This window comes from Antarctobacter jejuensis, assembly GCF_052266595.1.
In the GTDB taxonomy this organism is placed as follows: domain Bacteria; phylum Pseudomonadota; class Alphaproteobacteria; order Rhodobacterales; family Rhodobacteraceae; genus Antarctobacter; species Antarctobacter jejuensis.
The window spans coordinates 1-23,669 of the sequence record NZ_JBQQXJ010000002.1 but is presented as its reverse complement, the minus strand read 5'-3'; the positions used below and the strand labels follow the sequence as shown (position 1 = coordinate 23,669).

Here is a 23,669-nt window from a genome sequence, read left to right as displayed (position 1 = left end):
GGGAGGAGGCCATCGCATCCTCTCGTCAAAGCGGCTGTGCCGTCTCCAGAAAGAAAACGCTGCGCCCAAGAACCTTAGGCCGTTCGATCTCAAGCCTTCAGAACGCAACACACTGGTGAGGATGATCCAGTTCCCGGGCTCATCTTTCTCCAATTCCCAGGGCGGTTTCGATTTGCTTGGCCAGATCCTTTTCTGAAAATGCTTTGGACAATTCGACATTGTCCAGATCGCCGATTGCCTGAAAGACATCCTCCTCAACCGGTGACAGGAAACCATTCGCTTTTGTCGCCAGCACGAAGCGCTTCTCGAAGCTGTTCCCCCGCACTTCTCCGAGCAACTGAAGCTGTCGCCCATTCACGCGATCGACAAGCACAACCCTGTTGTTGAGACTGACCTTGACGTAGGGCTCCGGCACCTCGCTTTTCGATGGCGCCTTGAGATCGTGGATGATCAGCCCTTCAGGTTTCGGCTGTTCGCTGCGGCGGGCCTGATCCTGCCGCATCTTGGTGAATCCGCCGTTGCTGATCTGGTCGGCGAGCTTGCGGATCGTCCCGGCGTTTTTCTGGATCAGGCGCTTGGCCTTTACGTCCTCGGCACGGGGGCCGTCGCGCTTGGAAAAAATGTCCATGTTGTCTCTCTCCATGGTTTGGGGATCCGCGTGACCGTCGGATCCCCGTTGCAATCGAGATCAGGTAAGTTCGAAACGGTCGGCATTCATGACCTTGGTCCATGCAGCTACGAAGTCATCGATGAACTGGGCCTCGTTGCTGCCGCTGGCGTAGTACTCTGCCAGTGCCCGCAACTGCGAGTTTGAGCCAAAGACAAGGTCCACACGCGAGGCGAGCCATTTCCGCGCGCCGCTTTTGCGGTCACAGCCTTCGAAGAGCCGTTCCGACGGGTCGACCGGCTGCCATTCCGTGTCCATGTCGAGGATATTGGCAAAGAAATCTCCGCTCAACACGCCGGGACGGTCGGTCAGGACGCCGGTAGAGGTGCCTTGATAGGTGGCGCCCAGCGCCCGCAGGCCGCCGACGAGCACGGACATTTCCGGTGCGGACAGGCCCAATAGCTGCGCCTTATCGACCAAGAGCGCCTCGGCCGGATAGCGAAAGGCGGCCCTTTCGAAGTTGCGGAAACCGTCGGTTGCGGGCTCCATCGGTTCGAAGGAGGCCGCGTCGGTCTGGTCCTCGCTGGCATCCGTCCGGCCGGGTGTGAACGGCACGGTGATCTTGCGGCCAGCGTCCCGTGCCGCCTTTTCGACCGCTGCAACCCCGCCCAAAACGATCAGATCGGCGAGCGATACCCGCATGCCGCCGGTTCCGCTACTGTTGAAGGCGGTGCGGATCGCCTCCAGCCCCTCAAGGATCGGGGTCAGGCGGGCGGGTTCGTTGACCTCCCAATCCTTCTGGGGCGCAAGACGGAGACGCGCGCCGTTCGCGCCGCCGCGCTTGTCGGATCCGCGGAACGTGGACGCCGACGCCCAGGCGCACCAGACCAGATCCTTTACCGACAGACCCGACGCAAGGATCTGCGCCTTGAGCAGGGCAGCGTCCTCATCATCGATCAACGGGTGATCCACAGGCGGCACCGGATCCTGCCAGATCAAATCTTCGCTGGGAACTTCCTTGCCCAGGTAGCAGGCCTTGGGCCCCATGTCGCGATGGGTCAATTTGAACCACGCGCGGGCAAAAGCCTCGGCGAATTCGTCTGGATTCTCGTGGAATCGCTTGGAGATCGGCCCATAGATCGGGTCCATGCGCATCGCCATGTCGGCGGTGGTCATCATGACCGGCACCTTGGCTCCGGACCCGTCGACCTGCGGCGCGTGGTCCGTGTCCGACAGCCCCTTGGCGTGCCAGATATGCGCGCCTGCCGGGCTCTTGGTCAGTTCCCATTCATAGCCGAAAAGTACGTCGAAGTAACCCATGTCCCATTGGGTCGGGTTCGCGGTCCAGGGACCTTCGATGCCCGAGGTCGTGGTATCCACGCCCTTGCCCGAGCCATGCCGGTTTTTCCAGCCAAAGCCCATCTCTTGCAGGGCGCCTGCCTCTGGCTCGGCCCCCACAAGCGCCGGATCACCCGCGCCATGCGCCTTGCCGAAGGTATGGCCCCCCGCGACCAGAGCCACGGTTTCCTCATCGTTCATCGCCATGCGCCCGAAGGTGTCCCGGATGTCGCGTCCGGAAGCCAAAGGATCGGGGTTGCCGTTCGGACCTTCGGGATTCACGTAGATCAATCCCATCTGGACCGCTGCCAGCGGGTTGGCCAATTCGCGGTCACCGGAATAGCGCGCGTCACCCAGCCATTCGGTCTCTGCACCCCAGTAGATGTCTTCCTCGGGCGCCCAGACATCCTCACGGCCTCCGGCGAACCCGAAGGTACGGCCTCCCATGCTCTCGATGGCCACGTTGCCCGCCAGGATCATCAGATCGGCCCAGGAAATCGCGTTGCCGTATTTCTGTTTGATCGGCCAGAGCAACCGCCGCGCCTTGTCCAGATTGCCGTTGTCAGGCCAGGAGTTCAGCGGCGCAAAGCGCTGCGTCCCGGTAGAGGCGCCACCGCGTCCGTCCGCGGTGCGGTAGGTGCCCGCGCTGTGCCAGGCCATGCGGATGAAGAACGGGCCATAGTGGCCATAATCGGCGGGCCACCAGTCCTGGCTGTCGGTCATCAGAGCGGTCAGGTCGACCTTGACGGCGTCAAGATCCAGCCCCTTAAAAGCCTCGGCGTAGTCAAAGCCATCGGGCGTCGGGTCCGAGACCGGCTGGTGCTGGTGCAGGATCGACAGGTTGAGTTGATTGGGCCACCACTCGCGGTTGCCCGTCCCTGCCACATTGGTTGCCCCGTGCGTCACGGGACATTGGCCCGCCTGACGCAAATCGTTTCCGTCCATCTTCGTCTCCCTCGTCCGGAAATGCCGTGAGTGATCGCCCCTCTTGTTCCGGGACGAGCGGGCGGTCCGCACCTGATGGACCGCCAGCGCTGTGCATCCTCTTGCTCAGAGGTTTTGACGCCCCAGTTCCGCAGCGATGAAATCCGCCTGACGAATGGCCAGCGCCACGATGGTCAGCGTCGGATTTTCCGCCGCACCGGTGGTGAACTGGCTGCCGTCCGAGACAAAGAGGTTCGCAATGTCATGTGACTGGCCATGGGCATTGACGACCCCGTCCTGCGGATTTTCCGACATGCGGTTGGTGCCCAGATTGTGCGTCGAGGGATATGGCGGCGTCGGAAAGACCCGCGTCGCGCCCACCGCGTCATAGACCGCCATGCCTTGCTTGTAGGCGTGATTGCGCATGGCGATGTCATTGGGGTGATCGTCGAAATGTACATTGACCACGGGCAGACCATGCTTGTCGGTCACGTCGCTGTTCAGGGTGACGCGATTGGTTTCCTGCGGCATGTCCTCGCCCACGATCCACATGCCGGCCATGTTTTCGTAGTGGTCCAGCGCGGTGGTGAACTCGCGCCCCCATGCGCCCGGATCGAGGAAGGCCGCCATGAACGGCAGGCCCAGCGCCAGCGTTTCCAGCTCATAGCCGCCGACAAAGCCGCGTGACGGATCATGCCGCGCCTCGTCCTGGATGATCCCGGCCATGGTGGTGCCGCGCCACATGCGCACCGGCTGGTCGAAAACCGCGTAGACCGACCCGGTGGTGTGCCGCATGTAGTTGCGCCCCACCTGCCCCGAACTGTTGGCCATCCCGTCCGGGAACAATGACGAGGCCGAATTGAGCAGCAGACGCGGGCTTTCGAAGGAGTTGCCCGCCACGCAGACGACACGCGCCTTCTGCATTTGCAGGTTGCCTTCCGCATCGAAATATTCGACGCCCGTTACCTTGCCGTCCGCATCATGCAGGATGCGCGCGACATGGCTGTTTTCGCGCACTTCAAGGTTCCCCGTCGCCTCGCCGCGCGGGATGTCCGTATAGGCAGCCGACCACTTGGCCCCCCACTTGCACCCCTGAAAGCAGAACCCGGTTTGCTGACACGGCAACCGGTCATCGTAGTCACCCGAGTTGATCGCCATGCGCCCGGTATGGACCTCTTCATAGCCCAACGCCCGCGCGCCCTTTTCGAATACTTTGAAGTTGTTGTTCCCCGGCAGTCCCGCGCGGCCCCCGGTGCGGGTCACGCCCAGCTTGTTCTCGGCCTTGGTGTAGTAATCGTCCATCTCGCGCGGGTCGATCGGCCAGTCCAGCAGATTGGCGCCCGTAACCTCGCCATAGGTGGTCTTTGCCCTCCACTCATGGTCCTGGAACCGCAGTGAGGCCCCGGCCCAGTGGGTTGTCGTGCCGCCTACCGCCTTGACGATCCAGGCAGGCAAGCCAGAGAAATCCTTGGCCACACGCCAGTCACCACTCGTGGTGCGCGGATCGGTCCAGGCCAACTGACCAAAGCTGTCCCATTCATCATTGACGTAATCGTCGGGCAGATAGCGCCCGCCCGCTTCAAGCGCGACAACCGAGATGCCCTTTTGGGCCAATTCGTTGGACAGTACGCCGCCTCCGGCGCCAGTTCCGATCACGACAACGACACTGTCATCGTTCAGGTCAAATGGTGCAGTCATTGCTCTTGCCCCTTCAAAGCCAGTTGATGTCGTCGAAACCGCGGTCGATGTAGCCGCCTTCGGAATAGCTCTCGCCCTCGTATCCAAAGATCGGCCAGACGGCCTTTTGGTTATAAAGTCCGGTCACAAGCCCACCGCGAACCTGCTGGAAAAAGGCGCTGTCCTCGATGCTGCGCAGCAGGTCCACGCGGTCACGTTCCCAACCGATGGCCACATAGCTGGCGTGTCCTGCGGCCCGGGCTGCTTCGTTCAGCGTGGCCACTCCGGCTTCGACCCCGGCGGCCGCCTCGGCGCTGTCGTATCCTTTGACTGCCGTGGCATAGAAACGGTCCGCAACCTGATCATGCGGATAAATGTCGCGCGCCATCTGGATCAGGGTGGCCATGGTTTCGGGCTTGAGGTGTTCGACCTCAATCGCCCAGTTCTCTGCCTCGGCGCTGCCTGCGATGAACCCCGTCCCGATGGCAAAGCTGGCGCCCAGAAGCGCGCTTTGCGACAGCAACTGACGGCGCGTCAGACCTTGCATGAATTTTGTCATGGATTCTCCTCCTCCGGGATTTGGGCTCACAAGAAACGGCCGCCGCGCTGAAGAACTTCGATCTGGTAGCCGTCCGGATCAGCCACAAAGAAAAAGCGGGCGAAAAGTTTGCCGTCATGTTCGAAACTGACCAGCTTTCGCGGGGCCAGACCGGCGGCCTCGAAACGGGCATGTTCGGCATCGACGTCTTCGACACTGAAGGCGAGATGGCCGTAACCGTTGCCCATTTCGTAAGGCTCGGTCGTCCCTGCGTTGACCGTCAGTTCCAGTTCGAAACCGGTCTCTTCGTTGGACAGGTAGATCAACGAGAACCCGTCAAAATCGACGCGCTGCGCCACGTTGAGCCCGAATGCCTCTTTGTAGAAGGCGATCGAGCGATCCGCGTCCAGAACACGGATCATGGAATGAATTGCCTTGGCCATATCAGTCCTCGGTATTTGGGAATTAAACCCTGCGGCGGGGCCGTGGGGAGGACGCCGCAGGGCAGACCGCCGTGACGCGCCATTTCGCGCGACGCCTGCGATCGAGGAGCGGTTTCAGGGAACGATCACACCCCGCCCGGTAAAGCGACGGTTCTTGAAGTCGTCGATGGCCTGGTTGATGTTCGCCAGCTTGTACTCGGTCTGGTGCATCTTCACCTTGCCGTCCGCGTTCAGCTCCATCAGCTCGACCAGTTCGATGTAGTCGCCCACAAGGCTGCCACCGATCTTGATCTCGTTCGCCACCAGATCCAGCGTCGGGATTTCGATCTTGCCGCCATAACCGACCATGATCAGCTCACCGCCTTGGCGCAGCAGCTTCCAGCAGATGTTCTCGACACCCAATTCGCCGACGAAGTCTATGACCACATGCGCGCCGCCGCCCGTGATGTCCTTGACCTGTTCGATCAGGTCGGCCCCCCCGTCCAGCACCACATCGGCGCCAAGGTCCTTGGCCAGCTTCTGTGCCGCCGGTTCGCGGTCTACCGCGATGACCCGCCCGCCGCTGATGTGCTTGAGGCATTGCAGCGCGATATGGCCCAACCCTCCGATGCCCAGAAGCACGGTCCAGGATCCCGGGTAAGAGAGGCGCGCCGCCTTTTTCGCCGCGCGATAGGCGGTGATCCCGGCGTCAGCCATGGGGGCGACGGACAGCGGTGTGATGCCGGTATTCAGCTTGATCAGGGATTTTTCCGAAGTCTTGAAATACTCGGCAAAGCCACCGTCGATGCCGAGGCCGGGAAACGTGCCGTGGTCGCAGTACATGTCATGACCGTAGCGGCAATTCAGGCAGATGCCGCAACTCTGAAACGGATGACAGATAACCGCGTCGCCCGGTTTGACCGAGGTGACGGCGCTGCCCACATCTTCGACCCAGCCGGCATTTTCATGGCCCATGACATAGGGCAGCAAGGTGCCCTGGGTGTCCATGATGTCCTTCCAGACACCTTCGATGATGTGCAGGTCGGTCCGGCAAAGCCCGGCCGCACCGACCTTGACGATCACTTCATTCGCGGCCGTGATCGTGGGGGGAGCAACTTCCTCTATCTTCAGCTCCACGTTCATCGCGGGGTCGTATTCGTATAGTCTTGCCGCCTTCATGATCTTCTCTCCTGTTGAGCGGGTTCTTAAACAGCGCGACGGGCAATACCCGCCGCGCCGCGTGACAGGGTCAGGGTCAGGGACGGCCCAGCAGTTCGGCGCCGCCGCCAAGGGCCGGGCCTTCGGTCGGGTCGGCCTCGCCCTCGTCGAGATCGCCCACCAGCGTTTCGGTGGTCAGGATCAGGGTCGCCACAGAGGCGGCGTTGACCAGCGCAGAGGCCGGAACGCGGGCCGGGTCGATGATCCCGGCGGCAAACATGTCGCCGTAGTTGCCGGTGGCCGCGTCATAGCCGTGCCCCTTTTCGCCGCCGGTCACGGTTTCGATCACCACTTCGGGATCAGCGCCCGCGTTGCTGGCGATGCGGCGAACGGGCTGCGTGAGGATCGAGCGGACAAGGTCGATGCCTTTTCCGATGTCACCGATAGCAGAGAGATTTTCCAGCACCGGTGCCGATTGCGCCAGCGCCGTACCACCCCCGGCAACCACACCGTCCTCGGCCGCGGCGCGCACCGCGCAGAGCGCATCCTCGATCAGCTGGATCTTGCGTTTCTGTTCGACCGGGGTAAAGCCGCCCGCATAGATGATCGCGCTGCCACCAGAGAGCTTTGCCAGCCGCTCACGCAGCTTGTCCTGCTCGATGTTGGGTGGCGCCGCCTCGTACATGCGTTGAACCTGTTTGCGCCGCGCGACAACGGCTTCGGAGTCGCCCTCGCCGCGAAGAACGCTGGTGGACGAGGCGGTCGAACGCACCATCTCTGCACCGCCCAGTTGGGCCAGGGTCACGTTCTCCAGCTTCTTGCCCAGATCGCGCGAGAGAACCTCGCCTCCGGTGATGATGGCCAGATCATCCATCATGGCGGTGCGCCAATGGCCGTATTCCGGCGGGTGGACGATGAGAAACTTGCCCGCGCCGCCGTTTTCCAGCAGGCGAATGACCACCTCCGGGGCGATTTCCTCTGCGATAATCGCCAGCGGGCGGCCCTCGTCTTCGGCAAGCGAGATCGCCCGATCCAGAACAGATGGCTGCAGGATCTTCTGATCCGTCATCAGGATCAGCGGGTTCCGCAGCACCGCTTCCATGTGCTCCCGGTCCGTCACCATGTGGTGTGAGATGTAGCCGCGTTCGAAGGACATGCCTTCCATGACTTCCATCGTCGTGTCGATCGTGACGCCGAAATCAGCCGAGATGACGCCTTCGTGGCCCACCCGACGCCAGGCCTCGGCCACCAGATCGCCCAGGTCGGGATCCGTGGCCGATACGCGGGCAACCGCTTCGAGGTATTCGGGATGATCGGCGCAATCGCGCGAGCTTTCGTCGATCTCGGCCACGATGCGGCTGACGGCCATGTCGATGCCTTTGCAAAGGTCGACAGGTTTCACGCCATTGTCGGTCAGCGCCACGCCGCGCTGGATTAGGGCATTTGCCAGAACGATGGCGGTGGTGGTTCCGTCGCCGGCCACCTCGTTGGTCTGCATCGACACCTCGCGCACCACCTGCGCGCCCATGTTCTCGAACCTGTCGGTCAATTCGATCTCGGACGCGATGGATACCCCGTCGCGGGTGATCAGCGGGGTGCCCACCGGGCGATCCACCATCGCGTTCAATCCCTTCGGGCCCAGCGTGGGTTCGACCGCCGCCGCAAGCCGCGCAACTCCGCGCGCCAGCGCCTTGCGGGCGAATTTTCCGTGAACTAGCAATTTGGCCATGTCTTCCTCCTTCGCCGCACCGCGCTCGGTGGGCGTCTCCCTGATTTCTTCCGTTTGGTCAGTCCGTTAGCGCCGCGCCGCGTGATCCTCGCGCGGAGGGACACGCCCGGCTATGAAATCCACCAGCGTCGGCCCGTCGGGGCCGATTTCGACCTCCTTGTAGCGGGTCGATGCCAGTCCACGGCACAGCGCGCCGTTGAATTCCATGTTGATCCGGGTGCCCTTGAGCCGCACCAGGTGGGTCGCCAGTTCGCGCGCGTCGATGGCCTTGCCGTTCCAGGTCGGAAAAGCCAGATCCTCCGGGTTTTCCGCCAACCCCTGATCCAGCAGAAGTTCACGATAGCGCGGTTTTTGCCGCTCCTCCTCTTCGCCACGCATGGTGATGCGATCGAAGGCGCCCAGTGTCAGCGATACGATGTCCGCCTCCGTCATGCCCTGCGCCTGCAGCGCCAACAGCATGACTTCCTGCCGCCGGTCAAAGGCCTTGGCACGGAACGTCTCCACCACCTCCGCCAGGTTCGCCCCGTCGCAATATTGAGCAAAGACCTCTTCGAAGGGCCGCCCGCTGTTCACGCCTTCATTGACCTCATCGCCAAAGCAATGGTCGTTCAAAGTAACTCGGATTTCGCGGACCCAAGGCAGCCCCGCCACCTCGGCACGAATGCCGAAAGCCATGAGGAAGGCAAAATTTGGCGAGCACCAGTAGGTAGGCAACCGGAACTCGACCTCGACGCGTTTGGAGCCGATGACCTCGGCACGCTCGACAAAACCCATATCGGTGATGGGTTCGTCGAGCTCCGGATCGGTCACCGCCTCAAGGCATTCCCAGAGCTCGCACTCCAAGTCAGCCTTGATGATGTCCGTCAGCATCGGCTCTACTCCGCCGCGATCTGGACAGGGGCGCCGGCCAGTTGCGCCTTCTTGGCCTCGACGTCGATGCCATAGATACGCGCCGCATTGAGGCCCAGTATCTTTTCCTTGATCTCGTCGGTCAGCTGGACGCCACGCTCTTCGGCGATGTCATCGGGGATCTGGAAGTTCCAGAACTTCTCGACCAGCCACTTGGGCGTCCAGATCGCATAGTCCGACCCGAACAGCAGCTTATCCTCACCGACCCAGAACAACAGTTCCGCCATGACCTCGGCAAAGTAACGCGGGCGCGTGTGAATGAACGGCAGCGCCACGGCAAGTCCGCCGTAGACGTTGGTTTCCTGAACCGCGATCCAGCAGAAGTCGTCAAGGCGCGGCAGACCACAATGCTCGATGATCCAGTTCAGGTTCTGGAAATCGGTGGCGGCATAGTCCACGTCATGCACGTCGAAGGCGTCCTTCGACAGCGGGATGATGGTCGGCCCCTTGTGAACGTGGATATTCTTGATGCCCAGCTTGTCGCAAAGTTCAAAGCATTTGTAGGCATCAGGATCGTTCAACGCCCAGCCCTTGCTGGCGCCGTTCCATTCCGCCGTGTACATCTTCACGCCGGTGATATCGAACTCTTCCTTCATGTAGTGAATGTACTCCAGCGCCTTCTCTCCATCGCGCGGGTCGAAAGAGCCGTTCACGATGAAACGTTCAGGGTGGCGCGAGGCCATGGTCGAGCTGCGCTCGATCGAGGAAAAGCCGTTCTTATAGAAATCGCGCAGGTAGGTGGACTGGATGATCGCCATATCGTCGGGTCCATCGACGAAGAGGTCGCGATAGATGTCATCCTCGGAATACTTTTCGAAGCGCGGCTTTTCCCACAGCTCTTCAGGCGGGCTGAGGTTGGTGTGATAGGCGTAGAAACAGTCGATGAACTGCTTGCCGTGGACGTTCGACTGGTTCTCGGGGCTGCCGTCCCAGAAATGGGTGTGGCCATCGAGAATGAAAATTTCCTTGCCGTCCGGTGTCTTATACATGTGATCCTCCCTGGAATTACTGTCGGAATGGCTGGGGATTAGGGGGCCGGTGCGCCCGGCCCCCGACGGGCTGGCAAGCCCTCAAATGTATTCCATGACCTCGTTCATGTCGCCGAAGAGGATCACGGTGTCATCGTCGACGCGGACCATGCGGCCGTAGTGGGTAGAGGTGTTGACCTCGAAGGTCTCGGCAGTCATCTCGCGGCCAAGGAACTCGGTGATCTCGCTCATCTTGAAGACCAGCCTGCCTTCGCCGTCGATCCGGATGGTCGCCGGGTTGTAGGTGATCGTGACCTTGGGGTCGTTCTCTTCCATGAACTCTGCGATGGCCCGGGCCTCGACGCTGTCGTTCATGGTGACGCCGCACTGGTGCGAGACTTCGCGCGAGGTCAGGTCGATGTCCTTCATCGCCTTGAAGATGTTATGCTTTGTCGCGTCACGCGCTACGTTTGACATCTGTGTTTTCCTTTTCTGGTGCGATTAGCGGCTGAGGCCGAGTTCCCCGAGGATCTGGCCGATGCGCTCATGCGACACGGCTTTCACATCCTCGAAGGAGACGGGCTTGGAATGCGGTTGCGACCAGATCGGCTGCAGCGCGGCGGCGGCCTTGTCGGCAAGATCCCCATGCTTTTTCAGCCAGGACTGGAACAACGCCCTGTTGTGCGCGCCATGCTTTTCGTCATTTGCCAGCAGGAAGATCAGGTCCACCGTGTTCGCGAGGTTGCGTTCGTAGTCGGCCTCTGCCGCCGAGATCACCGGGGGTGTGATGAAATCGTTGTTGGCCGCCGCCGCCTGCATCAGGAAGCCCGAGCGGAACAATTCACCCACCAGCGGTTCGAACACGATGTTGATGGCGAAGTACTGTTCGAGGTAGTCTTCGCACCCCATGATGGTCTCGACAGCTTCGCGGCAGGGCTGCCAGATCGGGTCTTCCAGCCACGTCTTCTTGCCCAGCGTGTCGTCCCATCCCTCGATGTCCATTCCGATTTCGGCAAGGTAGAGGGTGATGTCCTGGGTCAGGCGCATCTTGTAGGAGGAATTGGTCAGCGTGGCGTTGTTGATCATCTGGGTGTAGCCGTAGCGCTGCGCCTGCATGAGCGAGGTCGCCAGACCGAACTCGGCATGTTTCCAGGCCCCCAGATGCTTTTGCAGAACGGTGGCCCAGACCTTGTCGAAGGCGGCGGGTGCACCGGCTTTGCGGGCGTTCGAGATCACGCTCTGCACCATGGTCTCGATCTTGGACTGGCGCTGATAGTGGGTGCGCTCCCACTCCTGGTCCGGCGCGCGGAACGCGTGCCAGTTCGACGACTGCGCCGCGGTATAGTCCTTCTGGTAGGCACCGCCGCCCTTGCCGCCTTCGAACTCGATGATCCAGTTCTGGATCAGGTAGCGTTCGGGATCGGGCTGGACGTCTACGGTGACGTCTTCGTAGTGGGTCGCCCGTTTGCCGCGCGGTTCGAAGTAATTGTATTTGCGGCTTTTCGATCCGACAAAGACCGCCGCGCCAGCTGCCCCGGATCCGACCGAGCTTGATGTTGCTACCATTGTAGCCTCCCTTGGTTATTTGGTTTCACGTCGCTTGCGTTCGGGCCGGTATCAGTGGCCCGAAGAACCGGAAGTCGGCGTGAACCGGTCGAAAAAGATGCGGTCCGTATCAAAATCATGCATGAAGAGAACCGGTTGCAGGGCGTCGATCATCGGCGGCGGACCGCAGGCATAGACGTCGCCATCGCCGTCGATCCCGAGCTCTTTCAGCCGCCGGTCGACGCATTCATGGACAAAGCCCCGCTCTCCGGCCCAGCCGTTGCCGTCCTCTTCGTGACTGAGCACGGGAATGAATTCGATTGAGGGATGGACGCTGGTGATCGCGTCGATTTCCGTCAGCTTGATGAGATCGTCCTGCGACCTTGCACCGTAGAAGAAATAGACCGGGCGGTCCTCGCCGCTGGCAACATGATCATTGAGGATCGACCAGACCGGCGACATGCCCGACCCGGCGCCCACCAGGATCACGGGTCCTTCCCGCTCTTCCCGTCGGAAGCACATTCCGTAGGGCCCTTCGACGCTGACTTCGGCTCCGGCGCGGATTCCTCCGTCGTCGAGTTCGTTCGAGAACCGTCCGTCTGGGTATTTCTTGATGATGAAGGAGAGTTTTTGGGTTTCGCTCGGCGGATTTGCCATGGAGAACGAACGTGTAATCTCCTCCCCCGCTTCCGTTCTGACCGTGATGTCGACATATTGGCCCGCCCAGAATTTCAAAGGCGCATCCAGTTCGATCTGGACGCCACGAATGTCGTGGGTCAGCTTTTCGAAGCCGGTGATCTTACCGGAATATTGTTTGACCGGGATCGACTTCGCGAGCACCTCCTCGTCGTAGTTGAGCAATTCGATCTCGACGTCGCTCCACGCCAGGGTCCGGCACATCAGGACGTGGCCGCTGTCTTTTTCCATGTCGTTGAGGGCGAATGTCGAGTACTTCAGCATCTCGGTTTCGCCGTCCAGCTGGACGCATTTGCAGGCCGAGCACTGGCCTTCCTTGCAGCCATGCGGCAAGGCGATGCCCTGTCGGAAGGCCGCGTCGAGGATGGTTTCATTCTCCTCGACTTCGAATTCCACTCCGACTGGTTCCAATCGGACTATGTGGATGTCCGTCATCTCTTTCTCTCCCTGATCCGTCACGCCCTGTGCCAAGGCGCGGGTCTGGTAGAGGAGGCCGCGGCGCGGCCTCCCTTGTCCTGCATCAGTTGCAGGGATTGATGGTGAAGCCCGCGCGGTATTCCGCGATATGGGCGTCGCGTTCCGGCTGCGACATGCCGCGCAGCATTTTCAGCGGCGACGCAAGTGTGTGGCCGCGCACATGCTCCAGCTTCCACATGTCCTTGTCGTCGAACCGGAGGTGCGGCTGCGGTACAAGCGTCTCGCCATCATCGCGGACGAAGTTGAGATCCTTGATGGCGTCGGCCAGATCCCAGCCGTCGTACATCGACTCCCACTCGCGCTTGCCCGAGAACTTGCCCATCGCCGGCGTCGGACGGCCCTGGTACTCGTCGGCAAAGGCTTCGACAGCGGTCCAGCGGTCCAGTTCGTGGGCGAAGGTGTGCAACTGCCCGTCGATCTCGTCCACGACCATGTCTTCGCGGATCAGGCAGGGCACGAGGCAGGACCAGCAGCGATGCGGGTAGGCGTAGCCGACGTCCTCGTTGAAGATGAGGACCTTCTCACCCGGGTGGCTGAGCTTGTCGTACCACTTCCAGAACTCGCCGAATTCGGCGTACCAGCCCGGATACTTGTGCTCGAACCACTCGAAGTCCTTGTCGGTCTGGGCCTCGATCCGCCAGAAGTTGACGGGCCAGCCGACGGCAAAGAACTGGGCGACCTTGTGGACGTAGTTCTTTTCGGTGATCCGTTTCCAGGCTTCCTGCACATCGTCGTGGTGCACCTTCACGCCGTACTTTTCGAGAGGCAGCATGTAGGTCCGGTAGTAGTCTTCAAAGATCCACCGGTGCCACATCTCCGCGTAGGATTCCTTTTCCTTGTCGCGGTTGGTGGTGCCGTATTCGATGAACGTGCCGATTGCGGCGTCCACGATGGCATGGTTCTGCCAGAAGGCGTAGCGCAGGTCGCGCTCCAGCAGCAGGTGGTTCTCCGGCTCCTTCAGCGCGGCCATCAGCAGGGAGTGGCCGTTGCCGATGTGGCGGCTTTCGTCCGACTGAACCGACAGGAAGACCGTTGGCAGGGCATAGTCGCCGTTGCGCGCGGCCTCTGAGGGCATCGCCACGAAGAGCGTGTTGGTAAAGGCGGTTTCCGCAACCACGGTCAGATACATGCAGGCGGCGGTCATGGTGTCGCCGGTAATGAACCCTTCGCCGAACTGGCGCCCGATGGTGGTGGCGTAGCACTTGCCAAAGGCTTCCTCGGTGATGTCGAAGCCGGCCGGGTCGATGTAGTTTTCCATGTACCACTTCTTCAGGTTCATCTGAATCGTGGAGTGGCGGAATTCATCGACCATCTGCATGGTGAAGCCGGTGCGCAGGTCTTCACCGGGCGCGAGACGGGCCACCATGGCCATGGAGCGTGCGGCAGAGATTTCGGGGAAGGGAATGATTGCCAGGAACAGCTTCATCCATTCGATCCACCGGGGCTCCACGTTGCGGAACATGTCACCGCGCAGGGCCGCGTCGAGCGCGCCGTAGACACGGTTGTCCTTTTCCTCTTCCATGGGGAAGTAGGAGCGCAGGACCTGTTTCATCGGGTCGCGCGGTGCCTTGGTGATCTTGTAGTCCGTGGGGAAGGTGTTCGCTTCCTTAACGTACGAGGGGTTCCACCCGAGATCAGAGATCTTCTTGGTGGCCTCCCCGACCGAAATGCCACGCTGCGACGTGATCTTGTTCAACGTCAAAGTCATGCCATGAGCCTCCTTTTAAGCTCTGCGATCGGTTAACCGACCGCCTTTTCGGGCGACTTTCGTCGCCGGGTTCATTGGCCGGCTGTCAAGGACACCCGGAACGGATCACGGCAAAGGTTGGAAAGTCAGGGCTCCGTCAGCGCATCCGGCCTGTGATCGGCTGCGAGAAATGCTGCGGTGCGGCTTCCACTCCTTCGTTCTTGGGATCACCTCATTGCGTCGAGGCGTTCGTATTGTGCCAATCCAATAGGCACGCGACGTTCCAGAACGGACGCTCGGCGTTAAACCTCAGTCGATTTTTCGCTCAATATTCTGATATTGATGATTTTTATTTTCTGGTGATTTTTTCGGCGAACCGGTCTTGCTTCGATGGACACGGCTTCGGCCCGTACCGGCGTTACGTAGCGTTACAATGCCGTGTTACAGTTACGTGTGGACATTACGGACGGACCTGATCGCCTGTTACAGATGCCTCCGAAAAGGCACGCACCAGCCACTTGATTTCAGGAAATTTCAGGCCTGTTGGCGCCGCAGCGCAGCACGGGGAAAGCCGCAATCCTTGCGGTAATTCGCAGCAACTCGTCGAGAAATCGCCACCCCTTCGCCCTGCAGCATTGCGACCAGATCGCCATCGCTCAGGGGTGCCTGCGGATCCTCATCGGCCAGCAAAGCACAAATGCGCGCCATGACCTGCCTCTTGCAATGCGTTCCACCCCGGCCCGCGGCCGCCCCGGGACACAGGAGCCGGGCCTCCATCACGCCTTGCGGGGTTTCAATCAGGTATCCGGTCAGCACACGGCTGACGGTACTCGGATGGAAACCGGTGGCCCCGGCCACATACCCCATGGTCAGCGGGCGCAGGGCCATGGGGCCGTGGGTCAGAAAACCGGATTGAAAGGCCACAAGTGCCTCGATCACCTTGCGTGTCGCCGAATGGCGCAGATCAAGTGCATGCTTGAGCTGGCGCGCCTGCTTCAGGCATTCAGCCAGTTCCGGATTGTCCGATGTCCTCGGGATAGGTGCGATTTCGACCGAAGGCTCGGTCTCGCGGTTGAAACGGATCAGCCATCTCCCGCGTTCACGGGCCACCCGCGCATCCGGTGCACGGGCCAGTGAGGCGTCGCCGCCGAACCGCGCGCCGGGTTTCGGATCCAGCCGTCGCAGCCGGTCAAGACACTCCCGCAGGTCCGCTGGCGTAACACCGGCAGCCTTTGCCAACGCCGCCGCGCCGCCCGTTTCCAGAACAGGGAGATGCGCCAGAACAGCATTCATCGCCGCCGAAACCTCGCCCTCTTCCTGCAATTGCAGGTACAGGCATTCGCTGAGCGTCCGCGCAAACAGCCCCACTGGCGACACCCGTTTCTGAACCAGTTGAAGCGTCGCCAGAACAAGCTCTGTCCTGATCCCAAGCAGCCGGGCCAGATCGTCCGGATCGGCAGTCATCCATCCGCTGGGATCCAGTTCTTCCATCAGGCAGGTCACCACGCGGGCCAACATGCCGCCTTTGCTCAACAAGTCGGCCAGTTCGACCTCGACATGGGCAAAAAGGCTGTGATCCCCGCTCTCGGCTGTTTGCTCCAAAATATCCGTCGATCCGACCCCCATCAGAAACCGCCGGCGGGGCCGACGCACCAGAAGATGCGGATTGCTTTGCGCGGTTTCCGTCAAAAGCTCGGTCATCTCGGCCGCGGTCAGTCGCAAGAGGCTCATCGACTGGTGCAGAACAAAGCTGTGCGTCTGTGACGTGGAATGACCAAGCGCCAGGTTCATGACCGCTCCGCCGTTTGCGCGCTGAACCCGGTTTTTTCTGGCCCAATGGCGCGGCACGCGCCTAAACTGATGCCAACGTTAAATCGGATCCCGGGAACATGAGCCAGAAATTCCTGATCGGTGAGATCGCGACGCTGGTCGCTCCCCCGCCAGAGATGTCTTATCCCGGACTCTCGCCGCAACTCCTTGCGCGTACGCGCCAGCTTTGGTCGGCGCGGGGACTGGATTTCGATGCGGCATGGCGCGACGCCGTGCGCGACATGCCCGGGTTCCGTCCCCTGCCCCGGATCGACGAGTCCGCCTCCAGTGCGCAGGTCGATCTGGTGTTCCTGTTCGATCAATGTGTGATCTGGATTAAAGCCGTGCAGGACGCCGCGCGTCTTGGGCAAACCCATGACGTGTCCGGGCTGGACCCTGCGCAATGGCATGGGCTGGCCGCCTTGACTGCGCGACTGACCGAACAGGTCACGGCGCTGCGGATACTGGCGCTGACCAACCTGCCTATGCCCGCCATGCAGATCGCGCGTTCTGTGTCGGAAGATGTGGACATGCTTTTGGTGCTGTTGGTGCGCCGAAAGCTGGCGGTGCGTTTCACCGAATGCCGCGACGTGGAAGAGGCCAACGCCTTCTGGCGCCGACACATTGCCGGTGGGAGGGCGTTCAGGGCGCTGACCGAAAAGCTGTATGAGATCGGGCTGGATTACTCGCCAGATACGGAATACGGGCGCTGGCGCAAGGACGTTCTGACGAACCTCGGCGCTGCGGTGCACAGCAACGCACTGGCCTTGCCGAGTGCTGCACGTCAAGCAGGCGCCCATCTTGGCAATGACAACAGCCTGTATTTCGCGACCTTCCGGATTCATGAACTCTGTGCCTATGCCCAATTGATCAAGCCGAATCTGACAGAGGCGCTGACCCGTGCTGCCGACTGCGACGCCGAGACCGGCCCACGCGCCAGTCTGGCCTCTCCGATGAGCGCAATCATCGTCAACCAGATCGAAAGCCTGTCACAACCCGCTCCCAGCCGTTACGCCGAGGGCAAGTTGCGCCACTAACGAACGTTAGTGAACGTTTTCTTCTTCCGCCTGCTTTCCCAGCTTGCCCTCGGCAATCCAGCGCGCTGCCAGAACAAAGGCGCCCATGGCGAAATCCTTGCCATGTTCCTTTGTCATTTCCTCGGCAATCGCTGCGATCTTGGAGAAATACTGGTCTTTGCTCTGCTCTTCTTTCGACAGTTCGAGTTTCATGGTGTCCTCCCGGTTTCTTTTGTTTTCGGCTATTTGAACATGACCTTGGGAAAAGTGATGATGGCGGCGCGGCCGGCGGCATCACCCACGGCTAGGTGCTGCCCATCGGGCGACCATTCCATCGCGGTCACTTCTGTTCCCCGGCCTTCGATCAGCATTAATTCGTCCCGTTGGCCAATCGGGCAGAGCGTCACCAAGCCGTTTGTATATCCCACGGCACAGTTGTCGCGCGTGGGGTTCGGGGCGACGCGCTCCACAAGGGTAAGGCCGGGTTTCCCTGTTTGAACAGGATCGCCTTTGTGCTGTCCGAACGGCAAGTCCGGGCACCGCCATCCGACCACGCGAAAGGCACCCGAAGCGACCAGCGCATTGGCTTTTTCGCTGAAGGCGGCGCTGCGGACCGGGCCGGGAAAATCCTCGATCACATCGGCTTCTGCCCGCAGGACATTGGTCACGATCAACTGCTTTTCCTGACAGCCCGCCACCAGCCATTTTCGGTCCGGCGACCAAGCAAGGCTGTCGACCGTGCCCTCGCAATGGATCTCTGTTCGCACGTCCAGACTATCCGCCTTCATCACCACGATGCGTGTCCCGGATCGGGCTGCAAGAAGAGCCCCGTCGGCGGAAACCGACAGAAGCGAGACCGGCGCATCAAGCTCTTGCGACGCATGCGTTTGCATGTCGCTCACCTCATGCAGGGTCAGATGTCCACCACGCGCAACGCAGACCCTTTCCTGATCCGGAAAGTCACAGAGCGCGGTGATCGGCCCGGCATCCGGCTTGGCGACGGGCAGAACCTGTCCCCTGGCCGTAACGCGACAGAGCGCGCCGCCCTGAACAGCGACGGCAAAGCCCTGCTCGCCCAGCGGGCAAAACAGATCTGCCCCTCCGATCTCCGGTGCTATGGGCGGCGGCAAGTCGTTCTCGCGCGGACGGATCGTGGCCCTGCCGGTATCGCCCTCGACCCGGATGCGTTTTTCGGGATGCTCCGCATCGGCCATCGGCAAGATGGCCAGACCGCCCCCCTTCATCCGACAGGCAACAGCCGTGCCATTTGCATTGAACGCCATTTGTTGCACCGGACCGGCCAGCGACCATTCGCGACCGATCAGATCAAACAGGCTGAGCGCCTGCGGCGGTTTCGTCTCGATCATGTCTCTCCTCCTTCGACCTGCGCCTCAAGTTCCTCGTCCAACCGCGCAAGACGCTGTTCCAGCACGTCGACCTTTTGTTCGCACTGCGCGAGTTCCTTTTCGTTGCGATCCATCTGACCGCTGACGTCGGTCGCGTCGTCCTCGCGCATGTTCAGAACCTGCATCCCGGCCTGCCTCTGCATCAGCCGCAGGTGTTCGGCGGTGACCTCAGAGATTTCCTGTATGGTGGACAGACGCTCCTTCAGGATGACCTCCACACGTCGCGCTTGATTGACTGTCTCTGGCCGCTCCACTAGCTTCCGCTCCCCGAACCGACCGGAGTTCCAGCACAGAGAGGAGCCTCCCCATGCGCACCCCCTTCGACAGCCGTTTCTTCAAGGTGCTCGCCGATGTTGCGACCGAGCTGCTGGGGCCGGATCACCCAAGCTCCGAAGCCAGCCGATCCGCCGCCGACACTGACGATCCCCTGCTCATGCGGGCGGCGCGCCAATCGCTGGACACCCTGCCTCCGGACACGCACGAGCGACTGATGGCCGAGACGCATCGGCGCCTTGCCACCGATCTTTCGGCGATCTGGGATAACTTGCCCGGCGCCCTCCCGGGCGGGCGGATGAACTGAATGGCCTGTCGTGTCCTGCACCCGAGGCACGGCGCAATTGATACAGTCCACCCACCAAGACCGGGCGGAAATTTTTGGGTCTGGCGGCTTGGTCATCTGGTCCCCCGGGTTTCTGCAGAAAGCTGGTGCATGCTACCCTCAGGCCACCTCGAATCAACAAAAAATCCTTTATTTTCAAATTATTACACCGATTTACAGCGACCATGTCGAAAAACGTAACACTTCGTTACAGTAGCCTCCGCGAACCGTAATGTTCTGTTCCACTGCCATTCTGCGATGGCGCAAGAGATACACCGAATCTGCCGCACCGCGGCGAATCGTTGCAGGCGTTTCAACCACGCGCGACCCTCTCTTCATTGCTCACAAATGACCCGGCCAAGGATTGCAGTGGCGCGTTGTCGGCGCAATCAGGCACCGCAATCCGGCGTAGTGGCATGGGTCGGTGCGGCGTTGGGCCTTGCTGTTCGAAAAGGGGCAGCTGCCGTCACGACATCGCGGGAGGGCCTTTGCGAAGAAGGACTTGGCCCGTGCCGCGCAGACGATCCTCGCTCAGACGACAATTCCTGTGAACCGCGATGATCGCCAAACCGCCACATCGCGACAGCGGAAAGTTCGCCGCGGCAACCGCGAACACCGGGCGCCGCTATGAAATATGTTCATGTCATGCTAATCTTTTTGGCGGGGAGACGGGAAAATGAACACAAGCCAGCTGCGCGCTGGATCGTGCCGTTGTAACACGGCGTGGACATCGCGCCCTTTACAATCGGGCTTCCCTCGCAGGATTGCGAAGACCAATTTCATAGACAATGGCTGCATTCCGCATAGGGCTCGGTTCCTCGTTGCGGCGGCCCGGCAAACGGCCGATCGGAAGCGTCCGACAACAACCGCAACCGAAAACCAATCGTAAAAAAGACGCATCCGGCGACCAGAGGTGCGGAGGAAACAGGGTATTCGATGGAGCGACCGAGATACTTCAAGAACACGCAACCCGACGACGCGCCGACCGCCACTGCCATATCTGAATACTCAGAGGGTCAGACCCGTCAGGCGTGGGAAAACTACGTCACCGGACAATCCGAGGCCTCATCCGTGCGCAGCGAAATCGCGCAGTCCTGGCAACGCAGCATGAACCTGGGCGTCGATGCGACGCGTCGGCATTCGCGCAAGATCGAACACGATGATGACGTTGACCGGTTGCGCCGCAAGAACGCCAGCCTACTGCGCGCCGCGCGGGCCGCCTTTGCGCGGCTGGAACCTCATCTGGCCGATGCCAAGACAATGCTGATCCTCACCGACAAGGATGGTGTGATCATCGACGCGATCGGCGATCATTCCGTCTTGGAAGAGGGGCAGGACATCCATCTCGAAATCGGCGGGGTCTGGAACGAGGCGGTGATCGGCACCAACGGCATCGGCACCGCCCTAAAGACCGGCAAGCCGACCTATGTGCACGCCGCCGAACATTTTTGCCAAGGGGTGCAGGCCTGGACCTGCGCCGGTGTCCCGATCTTCGATCCATTCGACCGTTCGGTCATTGGCGTCGTCGACCTTTCCGGCCCCCCGGACATTTTCCGGCGCCACAACATCGCCCTTGTCGTTGCCGCTGCACGCGAAATCGAGATCGCGCTCGGAGAACAACAGCGAGAAGAACGCACGCTCCTGCTCGAGTCCTTCCTGAACTCCGACGCCAGCCGACCGGACACAAGCGTTCTGCTGCTCGACAAGGTCGGTCGCATCATGTTCCGCCGCGGGCTTGACGACCGATTGCACCTGCCGCGCCCTGACTTTGCGGTTGGCCATCAGCTCTTGCCGCTACGTTCCGGGATGACAGAGGGCGATATCCGCGCGGCTCTGCCTGCGGACGTGGAAACGGACGGGATTACGCGGCTCGAAATTGACGGCCTGTTGCGCGGCGCGGCGCTCTCTCTCAAACGCTCACACCGGATCCGTCCGCAAGACACCGTTGCGGTGCGCATCAACCCCCGCCCCAAGGTCAGCGAAGACGAGATCGTTATCGTCGGCGCGGCGCCGAAAATGCTGCAGGCGATCGAACTGGCCGAACGCGCCGCCGCTGCGAACGTGACAGTTCTGATCCAGGGGGAAACCGGGGTCGGCAAAGAACTGTTCGCACGCTTGGTGCACAGCCGCCTAAAAAGCCGTGACGCCCCCTACGTGCCCGTCAACTGCGCCGCGATTTCGAAGGATCTGATCGGAGCCGAGTTGTTCGGCCACGTGGAAGGCGCCTTTACCGGAGCGGTTCGCGGCGGCAAGGCTGGAAAATTCGAACAGGCGGATGGTGGCGTGCTGTGCCTCGACGAAATTGGCGACATGCCCGTCGAACTGCAACCTTACCTTTTGCGCGCCCTCGAACAGCGGGCGGTCTACAGGATCGGCGACAACGAGCGGCGCCCGGTCAACGTTCAGCTCGTCGCCATGACCAACCGCAACCTGCGCGATGACGTCGAACAGGGCCGGTTCCGGCGTGACCTCTTTTACCGGATCGGCATCGTGGCCATCGAGGTTCCCCCCCTCCGTCAGCGCGATAGGGACGTCTGTCTGTTGATCGACTACTTCAACGCCGCGTTCTCGGAACGTCTGAACCGCCCACCACTGCACTTTGGCGACCTGGTCATGGGCCGTCTGAAGGACTACCGCTGGCCCGGCAACGTGCGCGAATTGCGTAATCTTGTCGAACGGCTCTACCTGCTGAAGAGCGGGACCGAGGTGACGCTGGCAGACTTGCCGAATGAGATCACTGAACCGACCGATGGCCTGGGCTTCAGCCATTACGTCGATATCGAAGAGGCCCCGGTGAACCTTGAAAACATGGAGGCCTTGACGATCCGCCGCGCCATGAAGGCCGAAAACGGCAACCTGACACGCGTGGCCGAGACATTGGGCATTTCGCGTCCGACGCTATACCGCAAGATCAAGCTTTATGGCATTCCGCGCGACTGACCCGGTCAGTTGGCCGCAGCCGTCTAACGGACCCATGCAGGGATTGCCGCAAAACCTGACCGTGGGGGCAATTCACCTGCGCCCATTGGATGAGGCGGATCTGCCAGAGGTCGTACGCCAACTGTCCGACCCGCGCATCGCACCTTGGCTCGCCGCCGTGCCGCAGCCCTTCGACCTCCCCGAGGCAAGGGCCCTGCTGGATCACAGCCGTCACCCCGGTGAAACAATGCGCATCATAGAAACCGAAGGGGCTCTGGCGGGGTGCCTGTGCCTTGGCGCCGGGCTCTGGTACTGGCTGGATGCCGCGTTTCACGGTCGGGGCCTCATGCGTACGGCGCTGAGCACCGCGCTGAGTGAATGGTTTGCCCGGCCTTCGCCGCCCTTGATCGCCACCAGTCGCGAAGACAACACGGCCTCGCGCGGCCTGCTGACGCGACTGGGCTTTGCTCAGCCTCCGCGCACAAGGCGCATGTTCTTTCATGGCAGTGGTCGCTCCGAACCCTGTTTCGATTATGTCATGGCGCCCGAACAATGGCACCTTCTCAATCCGCCAAAGATCAAGGTTGCCGATCTGGTCCTGCGCCCTGCCCGCCAGAAAGACGCGGCTTTGCTGGCGCAGATGACCTCTGCCAATGATCCTGTCTGGCCGATGGCGGAACACCTGCCGGCTTTCCTGGAAACGCACCGGGTCCGCACGTCGGCAAGAGGCATTTTCGTCATCGAAGATGACGCGACGCGCCTCATTGGCATGGCGCTTCTGAAGGAAAATCAGCCGCCACAGCTGAAATTTCTTTCCGACGCAGAGGCCGAACGGCATACCGCCAAGCTGCTGTCCCGGCTTTCCATCGTTGTCCCTTGATCTCTCACGGTACGGTAAATCGAGGTCGTCGCCCTGATCAGCCCCACTTGAGTGGTCCAGTTTGAATGTTAGTGCATGATTGGCCTTGGTTCCATCGGGACGATGGTTTCCGGGGGGTGACGTCCCGTCTGGTGGTGTAGCTTTCGGTGGTCATCGGGTTTCCCGTTAGTGTCGGTTTGCGAAAACCAACCTGAACCAAGGCCTTTACCCGATGACCAAACCCATGATGGACCTGCGTGCGCTTGTCGAGAAGAGCGCAGATGCCGACCTGCTGCGCGAGATGATCGGCTTCGAGGCCGAGCGCCTGATGGAGCTGGAGGTGGGCGCCAAGACCGGCGCTGACTACGGCGAGAAGAGCAGTGACCG

At 61.2% G+C, this 23,669-nt stretch carries 21 protein-coding genes and 1 pseudogene; 5 read left to right on the top strand and 17 right to left on the bottom strand.

Annotation, left to right across the window (positions count from 1 at the left end; all coding sequences use genetic code 11):
* Window positions 1–139 precede the first annotated feature (139 nt).
* The 14 genes from ACTXGA_RS02785 to ACTXGA_RS02720 form a co-directional block, all read right to left on the bottom strand.
* The gene (locus ACTXGA_RS02785; RefSeq protein WP_443391605.1) at window positions 140–628 is read right to left on the bottom strand and encodes a hypothetical protein; all 489 of its coding nucleotides are present in this window, start codon (window positions 626–628) and stop codon (window positions 140–142) included.
* Between the two features lie 60 nt (window positions 629–688).
* Complete coding sequence (gene katG, locus ACTXGA_RS02780) at window positions 689–2,890, bottom strand: catalase/peroxidase HPI (RefSeq protein WP_443391604.1); 2,202 nt, start codon at window positions 2,888–2,890, stop codon at window positions 689–691.
* Window positions 2,891–2,995: 105 nt separating this feature from the next.
* A complete protein-coding gene (locus tag ACTXGA_RS02775) occupies window positions 2,996–4,567 on the bottom strand; it encodes a GMC family oxidoreductase (RefSeq protein ID WP_443391603.1) in 1,572 nt (523 codons plus the stop codon).
* A gap of 13 nt (window positions 4,568–4,580) precedes the next feature.
* The gene (locus tag ACTXGA_RS02770) at window positions 4,581–5,105 is read right to left on the bottom strand and encodes a Twin-arginine translocation pathway signal (protein WP_443391602.1); all 525 of its coding nucleotides are present in this window, start codon (window positions 5,103–5,105) and stop codon (window positions 4,581–4,583) included.
* Window positions 5,106–5,131: 26 nt separating this feature from the next.
* A complete protein-coding gene (locus ACTXGA_RS02765) occupies window positions 5,132–5,527 on the bottom strand; it encodes a VOC family protein (RefSeq protein WP_443391601.1) in 396 nt (131 codons plus the stop codon).
* Between the two features lie 114 nt (window positions 5,528–5,641).
* A complete protein-coding gene (locus ACTXGA_RS02760; RefSeq protein WP_443391600.1) occupies window positions 5,642–6,685 on the bottom strand; it encodes an NAD(P)-dependent alcohol dehydrogenase in 1,044 nt (347 codons plus the stop codon).
* A gap of 76 nt (window positions 6,686–6,761) precedes the next feature.
* The gene (locus ACTXGA_RS02755; protein ID WP_443391599.1) at window positions 6,762–8,393 is read right to left on the bottom strand and encodes a molecular chaperone GroEL; all 1,632 of its coding nucleotides are present in this window, start codon (window positions 8,391–8,393) and stop codon (window positions 6,762–6,764) included.
* 66 nt (window positions 8,394–8,459) lie between these two features.
* Window positions 8,460–9,263, bottom strand: coding sequence for an iron-sulfur cluster assembly protein (locus tag ACTXGA_RS02750; RefSeq protein ID WP_443391598.1), 804 nt, complete (start codon window positions 9,261–9,263; stop codon window positions 8,460–8,462).
* A gap of 5 nt (window positions 9,264–9,268) precedes the next feature.
* Window positions 9,269–10,291, bottom strand: a complete 1,023-nt coding sequence (locus ACTXGA_RS02745; RefSeq protein WP_443391597.1) for an amidohydrolase family protein — start codon at window positions 10,289–10,291, stop codon at window positions 9,269–9,271.
* 81 nt (window positions 10,292–10,372) lie between these two features.
* Window positions 10,373–10,747, bottom strand: a complete 375-nt coding sequence (locus ACTXGA_RS02740; protein WP_443391596.1) for an MmoB/DmpM family protein — start codon at window positions 10,745–10,747, stop codon at window positions 10,373–10,375.
* 24 nt (window positions 10,748–10,771) lie between these two features.
* Window positions 10,772–11,836 (bottom strand): aromatic/alkene monooxygenase hydroxylase subunit beta, encoded by a 1,065-nt coding sequence (locus ACTXGA_RS02735; RefSeq protein WP_443391595.1) that lies wholly within the window; start codon window positions 11,834–11,836, stop codon window positions 10,772–10,774.
* Window positions 11,837–11,887: 51 nt separating this feature from the next.
* On the bottom strand, window positions 11,888–12,946 hold the full coding sequence (locus ACTXGA_RS02730; RefSeq protein WP_443391594.1) for a 2Fe-2S iron-sulfur cluster-binding protein: 1,059 nt from the start codon (window positions 12,944–12,946) through the stop codon (window positions 11,888–11,890).
* Between the two features lie 85 nt (window positions 12,947–13,031).
* On the bottom strand, window positions 13,032–14,696 hold the full coding sequence (locus tag ACTXGA_RS02725; protein ID WP_443391593.1) for an aromatic/alkene/methane monooxygenase hydroxylase/oxygenase subunit alpha: 1,665 nt from the start codon (window positions 14,694–14,696) through the stop codon (window positions 13,032–13,034).
* A gap of 513 nt (window positions 14,697–15,209) precedes the next feature.
* Complete coding sequence (locus ACTXGA_RS02720) at window positions 15,210–16,466, bottom strand: RNA polymerase factor sigma-54 (protein WP_443391592.1); 1,257 nt, start codon at window positions 16,464–16,466, stop codon at window positions 15,210–15,212.
* A gap of 98 nt (window positions 16,467–16,564) precedes the next feature.
* Here ACTXGA_RS02720 and ACTXGA_RS02715 point away from each other — a divergent pair, with 98 nt between their 5' ends.
* Window positions 16,565–17,521: a hypothetical protein gene (locus tag ACTXGA_RS02715; RefSeq protein ID WP_443391591.1), complete on the top strand. Its 957-nt coding sequence runs from the start codon at window positions 16,565–16,567 to the stop codon at window positions 17,519–17,521.
* Between the two features lie 6 nt (window positions 17,522–17,527).
* On the opposite strand, the gene ACTXGA_RS02710 is transcribed toward ACTXGA_RS02715, so the two are convergent.
* Genes ACTXGA_RS02710 through ACTXGA_RS02700 form a run of 3 tightly spaced genes read right to left on the bottom strand, consistent with a single transcriptional unit; the run spans window position 17,528 to window position 19,124 of the window.
* The gene (locus ACTXGA_RS02710; protein WP_443391590.1) at window positions 17,528–17,713 is read right to left on the bottom strand and encodes a hypothetical protein; all 186 of its coding nucleotides are present in this window, start codon (window positions 17,711–17,713) and stop codon (window positions 17,528–17,530) included.
* 29 nt (window positions 17,714–17,742) lie between these two features.
* The gene (locus tag ACTXGA_RS02705; protein WP_443391589.1) at window positions 17,743–18,867 is read right to left on the bottom strand and encodes a WD40 repeat domain-containing protein; all 1,125 of its coding nucleotides are present in this window, start codon (window positions 18,865–18,867) and stop codon (window positions 17,743–17,745) included.
* The gene (locus tag ACTXGA_RS02700) at window positions 18,864–19,124 is read right to left on the bottom strand and encodes a hypothetical protein (protein ID WP_443391588.1); all 261 of its coding nucleotides are present in this window, start codon (window positions 19,122–19,124) and stop codon (window positions 18,864–18,866) included. Before ACTXGA_RS02700 ends, ACTXGA_RS02705 begins: the two co-directional genes overlap by 4 nt.
* Window positions 19,125–19,213: 89 nt before the next feature.
* On the opposite strand from ACTXGA_RS02700, the gene ACTXGA_RS02695 reads away from it, so the two are divergent.
* The 4 genes and pseudogenes from ACTXGA_RS02695 to ACTXGA_RS02680 all read left to right on the top strand — a co-directional run.
* Window positions 19,214–19,486 (top strand): hypothetical protein, encoded by a 273-nt coding sequence (locus ACTXGA_RS02695; RefSeq protein WP_443391587.1) that lies wholly within the window; start codon window positions 19,214–19,216, stop codon window positions 19,484–19,486.
* A 954-nt stretch (window positions 19,487–20,440) separates the two neighbouring features.
* Complete coding sequence (locus ACTXGA_RS02690) at window positions 20,441–22,444, top strand: sigma-54-dependent Fis family transcriptional regulator (protein WP_443391586.1); 2,004 nt, start codon at window positions 20,441–20,443, stop codon at window positions 22,442–22,444.
* Entirely contained in the window at window positions 22,425–23,303 is an 879-nt protein-coding gene (locus tag ACTXGA_RS02685) for a GNAT family N-acetyltransferase (protein ID WP_443391585.1), read from the top strand. Before ACTXGA_RS02690 ends, ACTXGA_RS02685 begins: the two co-directional genes overlap by 20 nt.
* A gap of 211 nt (window positions 23,304–23,514) precedes the next feature.
* Window positions 23,515–23,669 (top strand): annotated as a pseudogene (locus ACTXGA_RS02680) (IS256 family transposase); the annotation flags it as partial.